Annotated in this window: 13 protein-coding genes; all 13 read right to left on the minus strand. The window is 40.2% G+C overall.

What is annotated here, in order from left to right; genetic code table 11:
• Nucleotides 1–135: 135 nt before the first annotated feature.
• The gene (locus VLZ86_RS09855) at nucleotides 136–1,314 is read right to left on the minus strand and encodes a PNGase F N-terminal domain-containing protein (RefSeq protein ID WP_325450837.1); all 1,179 of its coding nucleotides are present in this window, start codon (nucleotides 1,312–1,314) and stop codon (nucleotides 136–138) included.
• A gap of 94 nt (nucleotides 1,315–1,408) precedes the next feature.
• Entirely contained in the window at nucleotides 1,409–3,631 is a 2,223-nt protein-coding gene (locus VLZ86_RS09860; RefSeq protein ID WP_325450839.1) for a GH92 family glycosyl hydrolase, read from the minus strand.
• A complete protein-coding gene (locus VLZ86_RS09865) occupies nucleotides 3,628–5,961 on the minus strand; it encodes a GH92 family glycosyl hydrolase (RefSeq protein WP_325450841.1) in 2,334 nt (777 codons plus the stop codon). The genes VLZ86_RS09860 and VLZ86_RS09865 overlap by 4 nt, the downstream gene beginning before the upstream one ends.
• Before the next feature lie 334 nt (nucleotides 5,962–6,295).
• Nucleotides 6,296–7,642, minus strand: a complete 1,347-nt coding sequence (locus VLZ86_RS09870; protein WP_325450842.1) for an alpha-L-fucosidase — start codon at nucleotides 7,640–7,642, stop codon at nucleotides 6,296–6,298.
• A 2-nt stretch (nucleotides 7,643–7,644) separates the two neighbouring features.
• The gene (locus tag VLZ86_RS09875) at nucleotides 7,645–9,975 is read right to left on the minus strand and encodes a family 20 glycosylhydrolase (protein ID WP_325450844.1); all 2,331 of its coding nucleotides are present in this window, start codon (nucleotides 9,973–9,975) and stop codon (nucleotides 7,645–7,647) included.
• Between the two features lie 69 nt (nucleotides 9,976–10,044).
• The gene (locus VLZ86_RS09880; protein WP_325450846.1) at nucleotides 10,045–11,064 is read right to left on the minus strand and encodes a N(4)-(beta-N-acetylglucosaminyl)-L-asparaginase; all 1,020 of its coding nucleotides are present in this window, start codon (nucleotides 11,062–11,064) and stop codon (nucleotides 10,045–10,047) included.
• Between the two features lie 12 nt (nucleotides 11,065–11,076).
• On the minus strand, nucleotides 11,077–13,323 hold the full coding sequence (locus VLZ86_RS09885) for a GH92 family glycosyl hydrolase (RefSeq protein ID WP_325450848.1): 2,247 nt from the start codon (nucleotides 13,321–13,323) through the stop codon (nucleotides 11,077–11,079).
• A 6-nt stretch (nucleotides 13,324–13,329) separates the two neighbouring features.
• Nucleotides 13,330–14,445: a family 10 glycosylhydrolase gene (locus VLZ86_RS09890; RefSeq protein WP_325450850.1), complete on the minus strand. Its 1,116-nt coding sequence runs from the start codon at nucleotides 14,443–14,445 to the stop codon at nucleotides 13,330–13,332.
• A 24-nt stretch (nucleotides 14,446–14,469) separates the two neighbouring features.
• The gene (locus VLZ86_RS09895; RefSeq protein ID WP_325450852.1) at nucleotides 14,470–15,633 is read right to left on the minus strand and encodes a glycoside hydrolase family 18 protein; all 1,164 of its coding nucleotides are present in this window, start codon (nucleotides 15,631–15,633) and stop codon (nucleotides 14,470–14,472) included.
• Between the two features lie 93 nt (nucleotides 15,634–15,726).
• A complete protein-coding gene (locus tag VLZ86_RS09900) occupies nucleotides 15,727–16,797 on the minus strand; it encodes a carbohydrate-binding family 9-like protein (RefSeq protein ID WP_325450854.1) in 1,071 nt (356 codons plus the stop codon).
• Nucleotides 16,798–16,896: 99 nt separating this feature from the next.
• Entirely contained in the window at nucleotides 16,897–17,862 is a 966-nt protein-coding gene (locus VLZ86_RS09905) for a glycoside hydrolase family 130 protein (RefSeq protein WP_325450856.1), read from the minus strand.
• Between the two features lie 236 nt (nucleotides 17,863–18,098).
• Nucleotides 18,099–19,976: a sodium:solute symporter family protein gene (locus VLZ86_RS09910; protein WP_325450858.1), complete on the minus strand. Its 1,878-nt coding sequence runs from the start codon at nucleotides 19,974–19,976 to the stop codon at nucleotides 18,099–18,101.
• A gap of 6 nt (nucleotides 19,977–19,982) precedes the next feature.
• Nucleotides 19,983–22,096 (minus strand): GH92 family glycosyl hydrolase (locus VLZ86_RS09915; RefSeq protein ID WP_325450860.1); only part of this gene is annotated, 2,114 nt, incomplete at its 5' end.

The raw sequence follows: 22,096 nt of genomic DNA on the forward strand, positions 1-22,096 counted from the left end.
TCTCTAACGATTGACACTACTATAAACGCGCTAAAATTAAGCATTATTTCACGAATAGTATTATGTATGACATAATAAATATACTACCCTATTTTCTATAGATTTAATATTTAATCCGTTTCAAAAATCAACAATCTATTCATAAGTCAAATACGCCGAAACCAGCCAATGATTTAATTTATCACCATCAATAGGCGTTGCCGGGATTTTAATTTTGATATTATGAGCTCCCGCTTTCAAATTACCCAAATCTACTACCATGGGTTCCACAAAAGATCCTGGGCACCAGTTGGAGCGTGACAAATCTGAAGATGCAATACGCTCTTCAATTTCCTTAATTTCGTATTTATTGGTTTCTCGACTGATATAGGACGCCGAATCTTTCTTGATCCACACACCTGAGGTTGGATTGAAACGTCTAAATGAGGCACAGTCATCACGCCACGGAATGGTATCCAATACCAATATACCATCCAAATAGACACTGTTTTTGATTTTAATAAATTCATCACCGCCGCTATGCCCACCGTGTCCTGTTGTGATATAATGGAGTTTTACGTTTTTTGCATCCTTTTTTAAACGAATGGTTTGCTCCAGGTCTTTATGAGCAAAATTATCAGGTATTTGCTGCCCGCCAACATAAGGAATTGTATTCACTATGGGTAACACCGACACTTTTTGCTGTTTTCTGTTAGAATAGGTCAATTCCATATCAAAGTCATAGCCTTCGGCAGTCCAACTGTCAATCCAAACCCCCACATAAAATGTACCGGTGACCAAGCTTTCCAACTCGGTGATATCATGTTCCCAAACCACCTGTTTTTCCCATGAAGGGATATAAACAGGTCGTCTATATTTTACCTTATTATCACTGTAATAGCCAACACCAAACGGGGTCATAAATCGCATTAATTCCACAACCGGACTATAATTTTTTCCAGTGACGAATCCCGCGTATTTATCATCGACATAAGAATCGGTCGGGAATTTCTTATCCTTTTCCGCAATGGAAAGAATGGAAAGTTTTTCCGGGTCGGTGACCACAAAACAAGAACCGGATTTGTCCCAACGATCGCCAGCGGAACGCACAGTCAATTTGATTTTTACATCAGTTCCGTTTGCAAATGTAGGTACCGTTACTTTTTTATAGACCAAACGGCCGTCCATTAATCTGACAGCTTCCCCATCTGTACCTTTTTCGCCAATAAAGTTTATAGGTTGTTTCTCAAAGACCTTGTAGGTTGAAGGTTTTTGTGCGTTGGCTGAAAAGAGTGTTGCAAATAGGAATGTAATGAGGAAGGATTTGAGTTTCATGTATCAGGATTTTTCTTTTGTTAATTAGCCAGACCTTTCAGGTTTTCCTCCTTCGGCGGACAGGTTAAAACCTGAAAGGTCTCCGCAAGATTATTTATTCTAAAATGACTTTAAGTGTTTTAGCGTTCACCATTTCGTCATGGCTAACAAAATAGCCCTTGTGTTTTTTACCGTTTATTAAAATTTGTTTTATTCGGCCAGTGCCAACTTTTTCGATGACCAAGGCGTCGTTGTTATAATATTTAGAATCTAATTGAATAGTGATTCTATCGAACAAAGGTTTGGTAATGGTATATTTTGGATCGCCAGGTGATACAGGATAAAAGCCCATCATGGAATAGACTGCCCAAGCGGACATGGTACCGGTATCGTCATTTCCAGGAAGTCCATCAGCCGTATTTCTAAAATGTTTCCGGAGCAGTTCCTCAACCATTTTTTGACTGCGCCATTCTTCACCCTTCACATAATTGAACAGATACGGATACGCAATCCCCGGTTCGTTAGCCATATCAAATTGCTTGGTATCGAAAATCTTTTGCAACTGGTTGGTAAATCCTTTATTACCACCCATTAATTTTATCAAACCAGGCACATCATGCGGAATCATGAACGAATACTGCCATGCATTACCCTCAATAAAACCAACATTTTCAGCAAAATTGGCCCCTGCATTTGGGTCGAAAGGTTCGTACCACTCGCCATTTTGCAATCTTGGTCGCAACATTTTTAAATTTTTATCAAAAAGCTTTTTATAGGATAGCGAACGATTTCTAAATCGCTTGTAATCGTCTTTTTTGCCCAATGCATTTGCCAATAATGCGATGGCATGATCGGCGGCATTGTATTCTTGGGTGGTTGACACCGATCCGCCATGATCGGTTGTTAAATATCCTTTTTCGATATAATCCTTTAGGCCTGGTCGCAATGGATTATTATCAAGCTGATCGGCACTTTTCAACATGGCCTCGTAAGCTTTATCAACATCAAAATCCTGAATACCTTTTAAGTAAGTATCGGCAATGACAATACTTGCAGGATCGCCCACCATGGTAAAGGTTTCGGTGGAATTCAATTCCCATTTTGGGAGCCAGCCGTTTTCATCGTACATATCTAACATACTATGTATCATATTAGATTGCTGCTTTGGATATACCAGCGACAGTAATTGATGTACATTGCGATAGGTATCCCACAATGAAAACACCGTATAGCGGGTGCCTTTGGTGTTCCCTATTTTTCCTGTTTTAATTTCTGGGTAATCGCCATTCCAATCGTTCAAGGTATTGGGATGGATTTGCGTGTGGTATAAAGCCGTATAAAAAATGGTCTTATCGTCTTTTGTTCCGCCTTCCACTCTAATTTTTGAAAGCGTTTCATTCCACGCATTATAAGTTTCCTTGTACACATCTTCAAAAGATTTCCCTCCCGTTTCTTGTTCTAAGTTTTCACGTGCATTTTCAATACTGACGTAACTCACACCAATTTTAACCTCAACAGTTTCTGGTTTGTCGAAGTTATAAGTGAAATAACTTCCAATGCTATCGCCAACTACCATTTTAGTTGACTTCTCCATAATTCTCGTTTTCCCATTATAACCCATCCATTGCGCTTCTACTCCTTCATAAATCGCCGGTTTTTTCCAAACACCAAAATTATCCGCAGGTTTCGAAAATTTCGCTACAAAATAAACAGGATATGCCGCTTCTGGGCTGTTGTAGCAAAACGATCCAACCGAACGCATCCCTTGGATTTCGGTATCCGATACAATTTGCACCATGGCGCCTTCTTCATTGGTCAGACCAACCCCTAAATTCAATAGGATATTTGCTTGACCTTCTGGAAAGCTGAATTTGCTCACGCCAACTCTTGTGGACGCCGTAAACTCTGCCCTGACGTCGTATTTGTCAATTTGTGTACTGTAATAGCCAGCCTTAGCTAATTCATTATAGGTGGAACCATATTTTAAATGATCCGTTTCCAAATCGCCCGTGGTTGGCATTAACAATAGTACACCCAAATCAGGACAGCCTACCCCACTTAAGTTGACATGACTAAAGCCTGTTAAGAACGTATTTTCATGCACATAAGGATTGGACAACCACTGGCTGTCTTTTTCCAGAGGCAAATTTTGCGGTCCAGCCACGTTGAATGGACTGATACTCGCCATCCCTCTTGGTGCTATAGGTCCAGGAAAGGTGGCGCCATAATTAGAGGTACCAATAATTGGATTGACATAATCGGCAGGTTCTTCTTGTGCGATAATTACAAAATTGCTACTTAAAATCAAGAACGTGAATAATGACCAGAAATGTTTCATCTTTTAGGTTTGTTTTTTGAGGTGCTTAATGAATAGGGCACGCTTTCTTTGGCAGTTCCCCAAGTTTTATTCGGGGATTTGCCCATATTAAATTCTAAAGCCCCTCCGTTTTGAAGGGTATCAAATTTCAAAAATGTATTGTTATATGGTTTCCCATTCAATTCAGCACTCTGAATATAGACATTGGATTCTGAGTTGTTTTTGGAGGTGATTTCAAAAGTGTTGCCGTTTTCCAAATGCAAAGTTGCTTTCTTGAACAACGGACTTCCTATCACATATTCATCAACACCAGGCGTCACCGGATAAAAGCCCAAAGCACTAAACACATACCATGCGGATGTTTGTCCATTATCTTCATCACCGCAATACCCATCAGGCGTGGCCGCATACAATTTGGCCATAACATCCCTGACTTTTTCTTGAGCTTTATACGGTTGATTAGCGTAGTTATACAAATAAATCATGTGTTGGATGGGTTGGTTGCCGTGGGCATAATTCCCCATATTTACGATTTGCATTTCTCTAATTTCATGAATGGTAAATCCATAATAGGAATCATCAAATTTTGGTGGCATTTCAAAAACCTCATCCAATTTCCCAACAAATTGATCTTTCCCACCCATTAGATCGATCAGCCCTTGGATGTCATGAAAAACAGACCAAGTATAATGCAAGCTATTGCCTTCCGTAAACGCATCTCCCCATTTTAAAGGATTGAACGGACTTTGGAAACTGCCATCTTTGTTCTTTCCACGCATCCATTTGGTTGAAGGATCGAACAAATGCTTATAATTCATTGATTGTTTAAAGTACTTTTCAGCCAATTTAGGCTGACCCATTTTTTGAGCCATTTGAGCAATGGTAAAATCGGCGTAGGCATATTCTAAAGTCCTGGCGGCATTTTCATTGATATCTACATCGTAAGGCACATAGCCCAATTGATTGTAATAAGTCAAACCAGCTCTTCCTACTGAATTTACTGGTCTACCCTCGGCCACGGTGGCATTTTTCAACACCGCTTCCAACAACAGCTCAGCATCCATGTTTTTGGCACCTTTTAAATAGGCGTCCGCAATAATAGGTGCCGAATTGGAGCCAATCATCACATCGCGATGTCCGGGACTTGCCCATTCCGGCAACCAACCCGATTCTTTATAAGTGTTGGCCAAGCCTTGCATAATCTTGCCATTAAGCTCTGGATACATCATATTAAAAAATGGGAAAACCGCTCTGAAGGTATCCCAAAATCCGTTATCGGTAAACATATAGCCGGGTAACACTTCACCATTATACGGGCTATAATGAACCACCTCATCATTGGCATCAAACTCATAAAACTTTCTCGGGAATAATAACACTCGGTATAAAGAAGAATAAAAAGTTCTCAGATTATCGATATTATCATCCTCGATCTGAATTTTATTCAATTCGGTTTCCCAAGATTGTTTTGCTTTCTTCTTGGTCTCTTCAAATGTATCCGCGCCAATTTCCCTTGACAAATTTAATTGTGCTTGTTCTGGACTAATAAAAGACGAAGCCACTTTCACATGAACGACAGCTCCTCTTTTTGTTTTAAATCCGATGATCGCTCCCACATGTTCGCCTTCACTATCCGTTGTATTTTCAACTAATTGCCAGCCATCTTTCCAAGTGTGGTTGATTTCAAAATCAGTATCAAATTCGGCCACAAAATAATTATGGAAATTTTCTGGAACCCCACCATTATTATTCCGTGCATAGCCAATGATTTTACGCTCTTCAGGAATAATTTTCACCATGGATCCTTTATTAAAAGCATCGAGGATGATATAGGAATTCTCAGATTCTGGAAAGGTAAATTTAAAACTGGCCGCTCTTTCTGTCGGAGTAACCTCAGCCACCACATCATAATCGGCCAAATAAACCGAATAATGATAAGGCGTTACCGTTTCTGCCTTATGCGAAAACCAAGATTCCCGCTCATCTTCCTGAAATTTTAAATCGCCCGTTACCGCCATCAATGAAAATGCGGCATAATCATTCAGCCACGGACTTGGTTGGTGGGTCTGTTTAATTCCGCGGATTTTATTTTCACGGTATTTATAAGTCCAACCATCACCCATTTTAGAAGTCATTGGCGTCCAAAAATTCATGCCCCAAGGTGTGGCAATGGCGGGATAGGTGTTTCCGTTGGATAAATCGAAGGATGAATCTGTTCCCATTAAAGGGTTTACAAAATCGACCAAATCCTTATTGGCGATATAGGCGTTGTTTTGTGCATCTCCATTTGTATTGCTCAATAAAAAAGCAAACAACAGGATCCACGAATATTTTAAAATTAAATTTGACATTTTACGCTATACTTTTTAGACACGTCCCGATAGCTATCGGGATCACAGATTTTCACAAATCTATTCCGTAAATGATAATGTGAAACTTTCCATTCCACGAATTAACAGACTTTCAGTCTGTATTAAAAACCTTTACTTGACTGCAGTCTGGTAGGGTACTTCAGTCCATAGTGGATGTGTTTCATTTTACTGTTTTCAGTTTTAAATCACTGGTCTTAAAATTTCAGAAAAAAATAACCGTCCCAAACTCCAAAGCTTCACGAACCAGTCTTGATTCCCTGCCTGCCGGCAGGCAGGTTGATTCTAACAGCGAAGCGGTCTTAATTCCTTTTTTCTAATTCAACTCCACCGCCTGACCATGACCTCGGTATAGCTTTAACGGATCTTCCAGCTCAACTTCTAAAATGGTCACATTGGCATCTAAATTCTTTGCTTGAGGCACTTCAATCCTTAAAATCCCAGGAATATTATTCCACGCCGCACCACCATTTCTTTCAAAACTGAGGTCTTGACCGTTTCCAACAACTTTGATGGATTTAACTTTATTTTGAATCCCTTTCAAAGAAATATAGTTCTTAGGTGTATCAAATAGTGCCAAATAAATTTTGGTTTCGTCTTTGTTCAATAAGGTCGGGCCGTAAAAATGTCCGTAAGGCAAACCTGCTTTAGAATTAAAAACCGCCGATTCGTGTTTTCTGATCCAGTCGCCCAAAGCTTCCAATCGTTCCATTTCCTTGTCTCCAATGGTACCATCTGGTTTAGGGCCGATATTTAATAACAAATTCCCACCCGATGCGATGACTTCCACAAAAGTTCTTATGATTTGCGATACCGGCTTATAATTGGTATCTGAAGGGAAATAACCCCAATTATCATTCATGGTCATACAAAATTCCCATGCCCCATCAGGTCTTACGATAGGAACACCCTGTTCAGGCGTACTATAATCTCCGTAAGTTTTGAGTCGGGAATTGACAATCACTTCTGGATTCCACGCCAATAAGGTGTCTTTTAAAGATTCCGCTTGCCATTGCTCGCTTGATTTTTCCCAATCGCCATCAAACCAGTATAGATCTGGATTATAATTGGTGCTCAACTCTTTTAATTGATCATGATTAAATTTGAGAAAACGTTGCCATGGCGATAGTTGATTCTGATTTTCCTGCGGATAATTTTTTCGCGTATCAGGACGCGGAAATACGACATCATAATCAGGATGCGACCAATCGATCAAAGAATAGTACAAGCCGACTTTTAGATCTTCTTTTCTTAAAGCATCAACCAATGGACCAACTAAATCGCGTTTAGCTGGTGTTTTTTCCACGACGTTCAATTTACTCACTTTGGTATCCCATAACGCCACCCCGTCATGATGTTTTGTGGTCAAGACGGCATAGCGGGCCCCAACTTTCTTGAACAATTTTGCCCAAGCTTCTGGGTCATAATTTTTGGCGGTAAACTTCTTCCCTTGCGCCATATAATCATCATAGGTGATTTGCTTATGGTACAAAGACCAGGATTCACCAATTCCATTGACGCCATAATATCCCCAGTGCATAAAAATGCCCAGTTTAGCATCTTGAAACCACTCCAAACGTTCTTCCTTTGTTAGCTTTTCTTGTGCCGTAGCTTGATTGAACACTATGAAACATAGGATTGCTATAATTTTAAAATACCTCATATCTAATTAATTACAATTTCATCCACAAATAACCACACATCACCACCATTGGGAAGTGTTTTTAAACTTTCTGCAACAACTTTTACATATCTTACTGATTGCTCTTCAAACGACACTTTAAAATCTTTTAAATCGGATGCCGGATTTTTAGCAAAAGCTCTTTTTTCGACACCTACCTCTTTATAGGTTTTTCCATCGTTTGAAACATAGACGCTTACGGCAGTGGGAAAATAGATCCCAGGGCCTTGATTTTCCAAGGTTCCTAAAATAACTTCATGAATGGGCATCTCTTCACCCAAGTCTACCACAGCTTCCATACCTTTGGCTAACCACGCTTGCCAGCGGCCGTCTTGGAAGTTTTTGGTACCACGTAAGGTATTGACCATACCAAACTCACCATCACCTTGATAGCGATCGTCATAAATTTCTTTAAACGTCACTTTTTTACCCACGGCTTTATGAAATACGACCGTCGTTTTAAACGGCACGCCAACCGGGTTATCATCTTTAAACAATGACGCATGTATGGTTGTGGTCTTATCAATTTTTAAAGGTTCGGTGTATTTTATAGGTTCTCTTGAAAGTTGATCTTCATTTAAAGTATATCGAATATCTGCATCGGTAAATTCATTTTTCAGGCTTACAGAGGCTTCTTTGGTACCCATGTCTATGTTTACATCAGCCATGACCAAGAAAGCACTCTTCGCGTAATTGACATCTAAATACTCATAACGTTCGAAGAGCGTAAGAATTCTTTGTGAAAAATCGTCCCAATCTCTTGATTCCTTAGGGCTCCAAACGGCTTCAGACAATGCCGCCAACCTCGGATAGATCATATATTGGGAGTGCGATTCCGTTTTAATTTGCTCCGACCATACATTGGCCTGCCCACCCAAAACATGTTTCGCCTGCTCTGGTGTCATCGTTTCTACTACGGGGTCAAATTCGTACACTTTGCTTAAAGGAATATAGCCACCCCACGCCAAAGGCTCCACATTTTGCGGACCTTGATAATAATCAAAATACATATACGAGGTTGGCGTCATGACCACATCATGACCTTGGTCTGCCGCTTCAATACCACCTTCAAAACCTCTCCAGCTCATCACCGTAGCCTCTGGAGCCAAACCACCTTCTAAAATTTCATCCCACCCGATCAGTTTTCTATCGTGTGAAGAAATAAAACGTTCCATTCTTTTGATAAAATAACTCTGTAATTCATCCACGCTAGCCAGACCTTCATCTTTCATTCGTTTTTGACAATGCGGACATTTTTTCCAATTGGTTTTTGTAGCCTCATCACCACCAACATGGATATATTCCGATGGAAACAATTCCATAACTTCCAACAGGACGTTTTCTAAAAATTCAAAAGTCGATTCTTTTCCTGCGCAGTAAATTTCAGTGATTGGCCAAACCCCGCCCGATGGCACACCAATAGGGGTTTCAAAACAGGACAATTCTGGATAGGATGCAATGGCACTCATAACGTGTGCCGGCATTTCAATTTCGGGAACAACTCTTACGCCTTTTGATTGGGCATAGGCGACAATTTCCTTGATGTCTTCTTGTGTATAAAACCCGCCGTAAGTGGCTTCATCTTCCGGAGTTGTCACTCGACGGCCATCCCAATGGGCATCTTCTTGATCATTTCTGAAGGCACCGATTTCAGTCAGTTTAGGATATTTTTTTATTTCAATTCGCCAGCCCTGATCGTCCACCAAATGAAAATGGAATACGTTCATTTTGTGCATGGCCAACATATCGATGGTTTGTTTGATGTATTCCTTTTTAAAAAAATGGCGCGCCACATCCAAATGCAGACCTCTCCATTTAAAACGTGGTTCATCTTTTATGGTCAGATTTGGAATTACCCAATCGGTATTTTTTACGCTGGATTTACTTTCAATCTGGGGTGGCAATAATTGTCTGATCGATTCCAATCCATATAAAAACCCTGAATAGTTCTTTGCTTTTATGGTTACTTTTTCAGAATTCACAACCAGCTCATAGGCCTCATCATTTAAATTCTCATCTACAATAAATTCGATAAAATTAGTTTGAGGTACCTTTTCTGAAATTCCCAAAGTCCATCCAGCTGCAGCTTTAAATTTGTCTGATAAGGTGGAAATGATTTCTTTTTGAGATGGGTCAGAAATCACAAAATGCGTTTGGTCATTAAACTCAAAAACGCCATTTTCCAATTGCATGCTGACTGGTTTTGGGATGATGGCAATGTCAGCTTCAGTAAAAACCCTCATCTCTTTTTTTTCTTGACAAGATGCTGTTAGGATTACTAGAGCCAGCACAACCAATTTTTTAAATACATTCATTCTAATAAAATTTATAATTACGATATAGATATCTCTGTTAGAGCTCTCCCAATTACTATCATATCTTTTCTACTCTTCCAAGGCCATTTTAAATGTGGCATCTTCCATGCGGTTGCCGTTGGCTTCATCGTATATGGCGTAGTTGAATCCGGAGCGCAAGCTATAGCCCGCATAATCGCCATTTTTGTTCAAGGCGATAAATCCGACTTGGAGGTATTCCATGTCCTTATGGTTTTTGTGTTTGTTATAAATCCGCTCCACAATTTCCTTGCAGGCTTCAAGTGGCGATTTCCCTTGACGCATCAATTCCACCACCATAGCACTTCCTGCAGTTCTGATCACCGCTTCGCCCAAACCTGTAGCGGCAGCCGCGCCTACTTCATTGTCTAAAAATAAGCCTGCACCAATTATTGGCGAATCGCCCACACGACCGTGCATTTTCCAAGCTGCACCACTCGTGGTACAACCTCCTGAGATATTACCATCTTCATCAATGACCAACATGGAAATCGTATCGTGGTTTTCAATGTTGATGACAGGTTTATATTTCGATTCTTCCAGCCATTCTTTCCAGTCTTTTTCTGATTCTGGGGTGAGCAAATTTTCTTCTTTAAAACCTTCAGACAATGCAAATTGAAGGGCACCTTCTCCAGATAACATCACATGAGGGGTGTTTTGCAGTACTTTTTTGGCGACCGAGATGGGATGTTTAATGCCTTGTAAAAAGGAGACCGCACCACAATCGCTGTTATGATCCATGATACAGGCATCTAAAGTCACTTTCCCATCTCTATCAGGGAAACCACCGTAACCTACACTTCTCACTTCAGGATCTGCTTCAGGAATCTTCATGCCCGCTTCAATGGCGTCCAACGCCGATTTTCCGTTTTTTAATTGCTTCCAAGTTTCCTCGTTGGCTGGCAAACCGTGGTTCCAAGTGGAAATCACCAAAGGTTTCACTGCTTTTTTATTTGGTGCAGTGGTGGCGACCGTCGGTTCCTTACTGGTTAAATTGTTACAGCTCAATACCGCACTAACCCCAATAGTTCCTAAGGCTGCTTTTTTAATAAAATTTCTTCTGTCTGACATTCAGTACTTTTTTTAATTGTATAATTTGGACGATGGCGCCATAGAATTTTTGGTGCTTTTATTAGGTGTATTTGCCATGGTAAAAACCAATTCTCCGCCCGCCATTATCTCTTTATGTGTAATATAATTCCGCTCTACATCTTCGCCATTAAGCGTGATGGCTTGAATATATATATTGTCTTTATTGTTGTTCAATGCTTTTATTGTAAAGGTTTTCCCGTTGTCTAAATTAACGGTTGCTGCATCAACAAGTGGTGACCCAAAAGCATAAACGCCTTGTGCAGGATTCATCGGATAAAAGCCCAAGGCACTGAATACGAACCACGACGACATTTGTCCGCAGTCTTCATTGCCGCAATGCCCGCTTGGTTCATTCTGGTATTGTGTTTCTAAAATCTCTCGAACCAATTTTTGCGTTTTCCACGGCTTTTCAATGTAATTATACAAATAGGCAACGTGGTGACTCGGCTCATTACCATGCGCATATTGACCAATCATTCCCGTACTGAAAATGGGCAATTTATCGTCTGGTAGCGGATTTAATGAAAACATCGAATCGAGTTTCCTTTCAAATACGTCGTTTCCTCCAACACGTTCGGCAAGTCCTTCTATATTGTGCTGCACCGACCAAAAATATTGCCATGCATTACTTTCACAGAAATAAGCGGAATAATCTTTCGGATGAAAATCTGAAATAAAAGTGCCGTCTTTCAATTTTGGATGCATAAAAGTACTGTTGGCATTATAGACATTTTGCCAGTTTTCAGAACGTTTTATAAAGGTATTATAATCGTCTGTTTTTCCCAAGGCTTTCGCGAATTGCGCAATACACCAATCGTCATAGGCATATTCCAAAGTTTTGGAAACCGACCAATCATCTTCCTCGTCACCTGCTGGCACATAACCTAAAGCCATATACTCGTCAATTTGTCTGGAAGCATCTGTAGCACTTGCGATGCATGCTTCGTAAGCCAAATCGGCATCAAAACCTTTAATCCCTTTAAAATAAGCATCCACAATTACCGGAACGGCGTGGTAACCAATCATCATATTGGTTTCGTTGCCTTGCATGGACCACACCGGTAATAAGCCTGTTTCCTTATAATGGGCGAGCATGGAATTCACCATGTCCGACACTCGGTTGGGATGCATGATGGTGTATAATGGATGTGCTGCGCGATAGGTATCCCATAACGAAAAGGTATCGTATCTATCAAATCCTTGCGCGTTCATGATACTATCATTGGCGCCTTTATAATTGCTGTTATGGTCACTCAATAAGGTCGGCGCCAACATGGATTGATAGAGCATCGTATAAAAAATATGCTTCTTTGTATCGTCGGCAATGGTGATATCGATTTTATTGAGCTGGGTTTCCCATTTGCTTTCTGCTTGAGCTTTTATTTCATCAAAATCGAAATGTGGTGCTTCCACTTCCAACGATTTGTACGCCCCTTCAATAGTTGCTGTAGATAATCCCGTTTTTAAGATGATTTGGTCGCCTTCTTCAGTGGCATATTCTAAAATAATTTTAGTGTTCTTTCCAGTAACTGGCGACTTCGCTAACGAATCATTTTTAAATAATTGATACGATTTAAAAGGTTTCGAAACCTTAATTACAAAATAGACGCGTTGGTCTTTTGCCCATCCTGTAGATTTCCGATAGCCTTCAATGGTCGTGTCGTCAACCACATTAAAATGCGTTTCGGTGGGACGGTCCCAATTTAAGGAATAGCCTAAATCGATATGAATTTGCGTGCTGTCGTCTTTTGGAAACGTGTATCTATGAATGCCGGTTCTTTCGGTGGCGGTCAATTCGGCCTTAATTCCGTAATCCAATAAGTCGACCGAATAATAGCCAGGCGATGCAGATTCCTTTTCATGTGAAAAGCTTGAAAACGGTTTAAAGTGATTCGCTTCTATGCGTTCTGAAAACCGACTGTTGGTAGGCATAACCAGAATATCGTAGAGATCTCCGGCACCCGTTCCGGATAAGTGCATGTGTGAAAATCCAGTAATAATGGAGTCCTGGTAAAAACAACCTGCAATTCGGTCCCATCCAGAAATCCCGATATCAGGACTTAATTGTACCATCCCAAAAGGAACGGTGGCGCCTGGATAGGTATTTCCTGGACCGTCAGTTCCTATAAACGGATTTACAAAACTGGTTAACTTAACTTGGTTTGATAAATCTGCAGACTCCTTGCACTGAAGCAAAAACATCGCAAAAAATAGCGTTATAAGACCAAATTTCTTCATTTGTATTTATTTAAAACTTTCTTTGGTTTCCTTAATAGTTTGGAGATAAGCATCCGTCAATTGCGGTCCATCAAAGAAGGTTACTCCTTTGGCACCATTATCTTTGGCGTAATGAATGGCTTCTTTTAATTCTTCCGCAGATGTAAATGGTGGTAGAAAAACGCCGGTATTCAGCCCGACATTTTTAGGTTCCAAATCGGTGACGCCTTGTTTGGTAGCATAACCGATCCAATCGATTTCCTCATTATAAAATCCGTGGTAAATCATCGGATAGACTTCATCAATATTCCATTTGTCCCAACGCTGACGTACCATATGATCTGCCATTTCAGGATAGGGAAAAACCGCTGCAGTTAAAGTTTTATTATGTTTATGAACAATATTATAAGCGTCATTCACCAAATTACGAATGGCATTCAACCTGAAATTTTTCCATTCCATATCGATCGCTGTATTCTCACTTTCCAACGGATTTTTATGATGGATTTTTTCGAACTCACTGATGCAGACCTCACAATAGCAAAAATCAAATTCTGCCATTTCTGTGTCCTGTTTTAAATCGTACTTCGGAAGTAAACCGATTGGTAAGAAGATATCAGGGAATCGGATATAATCCAAATGCACACTTTTAATGCCCTCTACTTTTGCCATGTTCTCAACCAAACTTAAAATATGATTTCTCGAATCCGTCCGCGTAGGGCATAACCATTGGTAATAATTGACGTACGGACGGGTATCAAAACAGGATTTACCATCTCTACTGACCATATACCATTCGGGATGTTTTTGAGCCACAGTATCGCCCGGTCGATTCACAGCCCACATCCACGCATGCACTTTTAAACCTTCTTTGGCTGCTAACGTAACCAAACGTTCAAGTTCCTTAGCATCAGTTGATGTATTAATAAGAAGTTCATCAATACCACCTTCCCTATATCTTTTAAATTCGGCAGTATAATCAGCATCAGCTTTATTTTTATTGGAAGTGATCCAGGTACCGAATTTAAAAGAACCATCGGTTGACGCGGAAACCTCAGAAAGATTTTGCTGTTTTCTTTCCATTTGATTGCAGCCAACTACGGTTAAAAGTAAGGTCGCAAAAAGGAGGAGTTTGGTTTTCATGGCGGTCGATTTTTATACTAACTTTTAAAACAAGGATTCAAAAAGGGTGTTCAATAGTTCTTGATCTTTATCTAAACTATATTCCCAAAACATGGCGCCACCCAGACCTTTTTCTTTGATATACTCTGCCTTTAACTTGATTTCTTTAGGTGTATCATATGAAATAAAAATATTTTCGGTGGGATTCCAGAGGTAAGTTGCTTGTGCAGATTCGTCATACATTTTTTCGTACTTGCCCGATTTTAGTTTTTCAAGAATTTCCCAATAGGAAATAATATATCCGCCTTGATTAGCCGAGGCATATAAGGGAACTTCTGTGGGTGCAACTTTCTCCCACTGTCTGCCATAAAAAGGAATGCCTAAAACGAGTTTCTCAACTGGAACGCCCGCTTCAATATGTCGGTCAATGGCTTCTACCCCACTATTCCCGCCGTACTTTTCTTTGTCTGATGGGTATAAATTGGCGTGGTGACCCGTTTGGAACATCCACCCTTGGTAAAAGTCGTAGCACATCACATTTATAAAATCGAGATGCTTATGCGCTTCGCCCAAATTAGTGTGATCGATATAGGCTTGATCAGCTCCAGTGGCTATGGTCAAAAGGTAATGTGTCTTGTCTTTTTCGCCCTGCACATCCAATGCTTGACGGATTTCAGCCAAGAGCAAGGTGAAATTATCTTTATCGGAGGGACGGAAATCATTGTCTTCTGCACGTTGACCTGGATATTCCCAATCTAAATCCACGCCATCAAAGTCATGTTTCTTTAAAAGTTCCACACAGCTTTCCGCGAACTTCTTTCGTGATTCGTCATAAGCTGCCATAGTTGAAAACTGATCAGACCAAACCCATCCGCCCACAGAATACAGGACTTTTAAATCGGGGTTTTGCTCTTTAAGACCAATCAATGTGGCGATTTTAGCAGCATCCGTTTCCAATTCAAAGGCTGCTTTACCGTCTACTATATTGGCAAAAGCAAAATTAATATGCGTGAGTTTTGTGGCGTCAATTTTTGAAAAATCGTAATCTTCGTATCCTGCGGCATAACCAATGATTTTTAAATCTACGTCAGATCTTTTTTCAATAGTTTGCTCCTGATTTGAGACCTCCTTATTTGTTTCTTCCTTTTTTTCAGAGGTGTTGCACGCGAAAAAAAGCGGGATTAAAAAAATGTATTTGATTAGTTTCATAATGTTTTACCTTTTTAAACCTCTCAGGTTTTCCTCCTACACTGAAGCTTCGGCGGACAAGTAAAAACCTGAGAGGTTTCGTCAATACTCAGTTTATTGACTTAGAAATTCGCCATCCTCTTTTATGATCAGCGTTTTATCTGTAAACGGACTTTTAGCTGAAATGGTCCATCCAAAACTATGGGTTTCAATTTTTGGACGGATGGTTTTTCCTTCAACAACTATTGGGGATGAGTACAGTTGTTCAACCGAAGTCGCCCATTGTTTATTTGTTTCGTAATGTTTCTTTTGAGCTCGGAATAGGTTGTACATTTCCCATTTGATTTTTTCATCGTTGGGGATTTCAAACGTATCTTTTTCGCCAGCTTCTTTTGATGAGAAATACACATAGCCCCATTTTTCAGGTTCGTGCATATTGATGACGCCTTGTGAAGACCAGACCCAATTGTATTCTGGAAGATAATCGCCTTTGGCATCTTTTTTTCGTCCGTATGTTCCCTCGGTAATGTCATGGTCCCAATTGACTCTTGAAAAGTTGACCCGCCAAAAGTCGTCTTTAGGCACATTTTCTTCGAAATAAGCTTTTTTGAAAACATCCCACGGAATTGCCATTTCAAGCATCCAACCTTTGTCAGTGTCCTTCGGATTGTTCAAGGTGCCATCGATGGTGATGGCAGTTTTCATTCCTGTTGCGGTCCAATCGTTTAAAACCACATTGTTTTCACGATAGGGTTTGTTGATAAACAAGTCCCAAACTGTGTTGATCGCATTTACCTCGATTTCATAGTAATTATGGGTATCGCCATCAGGATCTATAAACACTTCAAAATCGTTATTGTAGAAAATAATGGCGTCATGTTCGGTAATGTCTGCCCAAACGTGTGGTTCTTCCATTTTCACTAAAATATAGAAATAAGTAGCATCCCATAACATTTTGACTTGCGTGTCGTAGGTTGGTTTTTTTATGCCTTCAATGTCGATGAAGAGGTTGGTCCAATCTACTTTATTCCAAGAGGCATCGGTATCCTTCCCGTCTATTTCAATAGGTTCAGGACAATGATAAGCGATATAGCTTTCTGGAATGATGGTGGTCTGTGATTGCGCAAAAGTTGTCATAGTGGCAACTGCGCATAATAGAGTCAATAAATTAATCTTTAAAATCATTTCATGTCCTAGTTTTAATAACTGATGGTTTTTAGCCTCGTTTTCCTTCGAGTATATTTAGACCTACAAGGTTTTGAAAACCTTACAGGTCTAATGAACTTATAAACTATTATCCTTTGTAAACTGAACGACTTCACTCAATTTCCCGAATGCCATGGCGACCACAGTATCTGCCGCACCATAGTAAATGGCCAATTTATCCTCTTCTATATCATGTAACGCCGCACAAGGGAATACCACGTTGGGCACATCGCCGGTTGTTTCGTAAAGTTCAGCAGGTCCCAATAAATACGGTTGGGTTCTGTATTTTACTTTATCGGGTTGGTGTTCATCTAAAAGTGCAGCACCCATGGCATAACGGAAACCGTTACAGGTAGTAATTACCCCATGATAGATCATCAACCAACCTTCATCCGTTAAGATAGGAATCGGACCTGCACCAATTTTGGTACATTGCCAAGCACTATCTACAAAGGCAGTGGTTTTCATGACACAACGGTGTTCTCCCCAATATTTCATATCCGGACTATAGCTGATGTAGATATCGCCAAATGGTGTATGGCCATTATCACTTGGGCGACTCAACATCGCGAATTTGCCGTTTATTTTCTTTGGAAACAAAACCCCGTTTCTATTGAAAGGCAAAAAGGCGTTTTCGCATTGGAAAAACTCTTTGAAATCGTAGGTATAAGCAATCCCGATGGTTGGTCCGTGATAGCCGTTACACCAAGTAATCCAATAACGATCTTCAATCCATACAACGCGTGGGTCATATTTATAATCGGATTCGATCATTTCTGTATTTCCTGCTTGCATCACTATTGGATCGTGATTGATTTCCCAATCGATCCCGTTTTTACTGAAACCAGCAAAAATATTCATTTGCACCGCTTTGTTATCACATCTAAAAACACCAGCATAGCCATCGCCAAAAGGCACTACGGCACTATTAAAAATACTGTTGGAGGATGGAATATCGTATCTGTTGATGATAGGATTCTCAGAATATCTCCAAACTACATCATTGCAGCCTTCCGGTTTATCTTGCCAAGGAAATGTACTCATAAGTTTATATTGATTATTTTTTATTTTTTATTATTATTCTAATCCACTAATTTTTGTTCTTACTACTTTGTAAGTCCTCAGTCGGCAGTCAACGGTCAGCAGTCCTCAGTTTTCCATCGATCATCGGTCTTCCAGCATTGGCCATGTAGTTCTCTCTCTCTCTCCACTCATACACACCACTCACCAATCATAACTAAACCTAATCCCTCATGCCAAATCCCTAATTCCTATCATCCCTAATTCGGAATCTTCCGCACCTTATCCAACCACGTAAACTTTAAAATTATCGAGGTTATCAAAAATACGCCTAAAGAAACAAAAGCCTTAGGATAATCGCGGATAATAAAGTAAATGGGCAGTACAATCATGCTGGATTGCCATACAATCCCAATGGCACAATTTAACATATCCGACCAAAATTCAGAATTGCGTTCAATTTCTGAATTATCCTTCTTTAATTCATTTAAAACAGGTTTCCAGAAGCCCCACGGATGAACGTTGGCATAGAAGGATTTCAGCACGGCCATATCTGTTGGTTTTGTAAGATAGGTGCCCAAGAAAGAACCTAAAAGTGATACTCCAAAAATGACCGGAAACAAATATATTGCCGATACATGTAACAGATCATAAAGCAAAGTGCCTTCTGTAAATTGCCCTTTGTTTTGATCCAATAAAAATTGCAGACTGGCAATAATCAACCCCGAGAGCATGCCCCAGAAATAACCCCAACCGTTGAAACGCCACCAAATCCATTTCAAGAAATTGGCCGCCACGTAACCTCCAAACAGCGAACTGGTAATCCATAAGGTCAATGAGTTGATGGAATCGGCAAAGAAGCCCATAAATACACCAAGTCCAACCACGGCGAAAGATGCAATATGACTGGCTTTTATATAATGCCTATCCGTTGCTTCTGGCTTAAAATATTTTTTATAAATATCATTTACAATATACGCCGGTCCAGCATTGACGAAAGCAGAAAAAGTGGACATAAATGCTGCCAATAATCCCGCCAAAAGCAATCCTTTGATTCCAACAGGAACATGGAAATTTACCACTTGAGGCAGTAAAATCTCCAAATCAGCCCAATCCAAATTAGGATTTGCAGCCATCTCAGGTGCCAAAACGACCAAAGCAATAACGACCACGCCTCCAATCAATAAATACCGCGGGATAAACAGAACGAGATTGGTAAAACCACTCATATATGCTGCTTCTTTAACCGTTTTGGTTGAGAGGATACGCTGCATGTCAAAACTTGGTGTTGGTCCTGCAATACTGGCAAAAAATCCTTTAAAAAGGCTCATACCAATCAAAGCGCCAAACATTTTATAGCCTTCTGAATCGACTAAATCATTAAAAGCCTGGTATTTTTCACTCCAATGGGTATCCAATTCCCAACCGAAAAAAATACTTTTCCACTCATCCGTGAGCACGCTTGTGACTTCAATGTCGGTAAACGCAAAAAACGAATAGGCAGCAACCAAAATTCCTGCCAACACCATAATCCCATATTGTAATACCTCTGTGGCCACGACGGAAAACATTCCGCCTTTAATGGTATAAATAGTGGTTAAAAAAATGATGATCAAAGCATAAGATTGCTCAGAAGTCAATAGTTCTGAAGTCCCCACATGCAAGGCCAAATCCCAAGGTAAAATAACGGTCAGGAATTTACCTACGCCTTCAAAGAAATAAGCAATAAACCCAATGGATGCAATGACTGCAAAAAGCGCCACGATTTTGTGGGATGCCCGTCCGGCTTTATCATCGCCAAATCGCGTGAGGATCCATTCAGATCCGGTCATGATATTAGAACGTCGGATCCAAACGGCCAAAAACATCATAATGAAAATCTGATTCCATATGGGCCAAAGCCACATGAGCATAAAACTCTTCGTGCCATAAAGGAATAGCCAACCCACCATTAAGGCGGTTCCAGAAATATCAAACATTCCAGAGCCATTGCTCAATCCTAAATAATACCATTTTATGGAATTGCCACCAAGGAAATAAGAATCCAAGCCTTTAGAAGCTCTTTTAGACATCCAAATTCCTACGCCTAATGTTAATACAATATAGACTGCAATAATTGATACGTCAATGATATCCATTTGCCGCTAGTTATTGGATGGTTGTATACTTTTTTTAACTCCCCAATTTTTATTGGGTTGGTCACCCATCACAAAATGTAGCGTGCCGCCTTTTAAGATATCTTCATGTGAGATTCTTGTCTGATTAAAATCTTTTCCATTAAAGGTTGCAGATTGGATATAGAAGTTTTTATCCGAAACGTTTTCTGCTTCAATCACAAAAGTCTTATTTTCTGATAATTTTATCGTTGCTTTTTCAAAAATTGGTGTTCCTATTTCGTATTCTGCCGATGCAGGATTCATAGGATACAAGCCTATGGAGCTCAATACGTACCACGCACTCATTTGTCCGCAATCTTCATTGCCACTCAAACCGTTAGGCGTAGTGTTGTATTGGGTATCCATAATCTGGCGCGCCCAATATTGTGTACGCCACGGCTGGTCAGCATGATTGAACATGTAGGCAATATGATGGCTTGGTTCATTCCCGTGTGCGTATTGGCCGATAAGACCAGTGATATCTACGGAAATATTATCGCCTGTAATTTCAGAACTTTCCGTAAATAATTGCTCCAATCGTTTTGTAAAGGCGTCATTTCCGCCGTGGATTTTGATCAAATCATCCACATCCTGAGGCACAAACCAGCTGTGTTGCCAAGCGTTACCCTCAGTATAATCAGTTTGCTCCCTATGGTTGGAATGTTTAGCATCAAAAGGTTCGTTCCATGACTTCCCATCTACCGATTTTCCACGCATAAATCCGGATCCGGCATCAAATAAATACTGGTAGGCTTTTGATCGGTTTAAGAAATAGTGATAGTCTTCTTCTTTCCCTAATGCCTTAGCCATTTCGGCCACACACCAGTCGTTATAAGCATATTCTAAGGTGATGGTCACGGATTCATCCAATAAGCTGTATGGAATATAGCCATATTTCTTATAATGATCCAGTCCACGTTCATCCTGCATCATGGTATTTTTCATCGCTTCATAGGCTTTTTCAACATCGAAGCCGCGAATTCCCTTTTTGTAAGCTTCAACAATCACCGGAATGGAATGGTAGCCAGTCATGGTGTTGGTTTCATTTCCGTATAACGTCCAAACAGGCAATATCTTTCTGACTTCATAATACGCCAACATGGAGTTGATCATATCTGAAACCCGGTCTTTGGCTATAAAAGTCAGAAGTGGATGCTCTGCTCTAAAGGTATCCCAAAGTGACAAGGTGGAATAAGCAGTATAATTTTTGGCAGTAACAATGCTGTCATTTTCCATTCGGAATTGGCCGTTTTTATCACTAAAAGTCACTGGCGCCAATTGCGCATGGTAAAGTGCCGTATAGAAAATAGTCTTTAACGAATCGGTTGGTGTTTCAACAACGATGGTTGACAATGCGGATTCCCATAACTTATTGGCGGCTGCCTTAGTTTTATCAAAATCAAAACCGTCAAGGCCCATATTGTCTTTTGCATTTTCAATATTTACAGATGACAAAGCTACTTTGGCAAATAATTCGGTGCTCTTTTCTGCAGGATCAAAGAATAATTGGGCCGAAGTTTTAACACCTGCATTTTCGCCTTCTTCAAAGACTTCTCCATCCACATAGATCTTATAATCCGAAATTGGCTTTGAGAATTTAGCAACGAAAAACACTTTTTGGTTATGCGCCCAACCTGTACTATGGCGGTAGCCGCTAATGGTGTATCGGTCTTCAACTTTCAACGACGTCGCTACCGCTTTGTCCCAATTAATAGCGAAACCTAAGTCGATCACCACTGCTTGCTCATCGCCCTCTTTAAAAGTATATTTATGATAAGCTGTCCTTTCTGAAGTAGTCAATTCTACATTGATATCATGGGATTCCAAAAAAACTTGATAATATCCAGGTGATGCAGTTTCGTTGTTATGATTGTATGTAGATCTATAGGCAATACTATCTCTTGAGATTGGATTTAGGGTTAAATCGACCGCCTTATTGATGGGCATAAAAATAATATCGGCCAAATCACCTATTCCCGTTCCACTCAAACTCAAATGGCTGAAACCAATGGCAGTATCATCAGAATAATGATAACCTGAGCACCAATCCCATGCACTTACCCCGTTTACCGGACTTACTTGCAACATTCCAAAAGGCACAG

This window comes from Gelidibacter sp., assembly GCF_035515035.1.
In the GTDB taxonomy this organism is placed as follows: Bacteria; Bacteroidota; Bacteroidia; order Flavobacteriales; family Flavobacteriaceae; genus Gelidibacter.

What these genes read in the sequence shown, in the direction of transcription:
- VLZ86_RS09890 (WP_325450850.1), bottom strand. Translation starts at nt 14,445, where the DNA reads ATGAAAACCAAACTCCTCCTTTTTGCGACCTTACTTTTAACCGTAGTT.
- VLZ86_RS09855 (WP_325450837.1), bottom strand. Translation starts at nt 1,314, where the DNA reads ATGAAACTCAAATCCTTCCTCATTACATTCCTATTTGCAACACTCTTT.
- VLZ86_RS09900 (WP_325450854.1), bottom strand. Translation starts at nt 16,797, where the DNA reads ATGATTTTAAAGATTAATTTATTGACTCTATTATGCGCAGTTGCCACT.
- VLZ86_RS09885 (WP_325450848.1), bottom strand. Translation starts at nt 13,323, where the DNA reads ATGAAGAAATTTGGTCTTATAACGCTATTTTTTGCGATGTTTTTGCTT.
- VLZ86_RS09860 (WP_325450839.1), bottom strand. Translation starts at nt 3,631, where the DNA reads ATGAAACATTTCTGGTCATTATTCACGTTCTTGATTTTAAGTAGCAAT.
- VLZ86_RS09880 (WP_325450846.1), bottom strand. Translation starts at nt 11,064, where the DNA reads ATGTCAGACAGAAGAAATTTTATTAAAAAAGCAGCCTTAGGAACTATT.
- VLZ86_RS09905 (WP_325450856.1), bottom strand. Translation starts at nt 17,862, where the DNA reads ATGAGTACATTTCCTTGGCAAGATAAACCGGAAGGCTGCAATGATGTA.
- VLZ86_RS09865 (WP_325450841.1), bottom strand. Translation starts at nt 5,961, where the DNA reads ATGTCAAATTTAATTTTAAAATATTCGTGGATCCTGTTGTTTGCTTTT.
- VLZ86_RS09910 (WP_325450858.1), bottom strand. Translation starts at nt 19,976, where the DNA reads ATGGATATCATTGACGTATCAATTATTGCAGTCTATATTGTATTAACA.
- VLZ86_RS09895 (WP_325450852.1), bottom strand. Translation starts at nt 15,633, where the DNA reads ATGAAACTAATCAAATACATTTTTTTAATCCCGCTTTTTTTCGCGTGC.
- VLZ86_RS09875 (WP_325450844.1), bottom strand. Translation starts at nt 9,975, where the DNA reads ATGAATGTATTTAAAAAATTGGTTGTGCTGGCTCTAGTAATCCTAACA.
- VLZ86_RS09870 (WP_325450842.1), bottom strand. Translation starts at nt 7,642, where the DNA reads ATGAGGTATTTTAAAATTATAGCAATCCTATGTTTCATAGTGTTCAAT.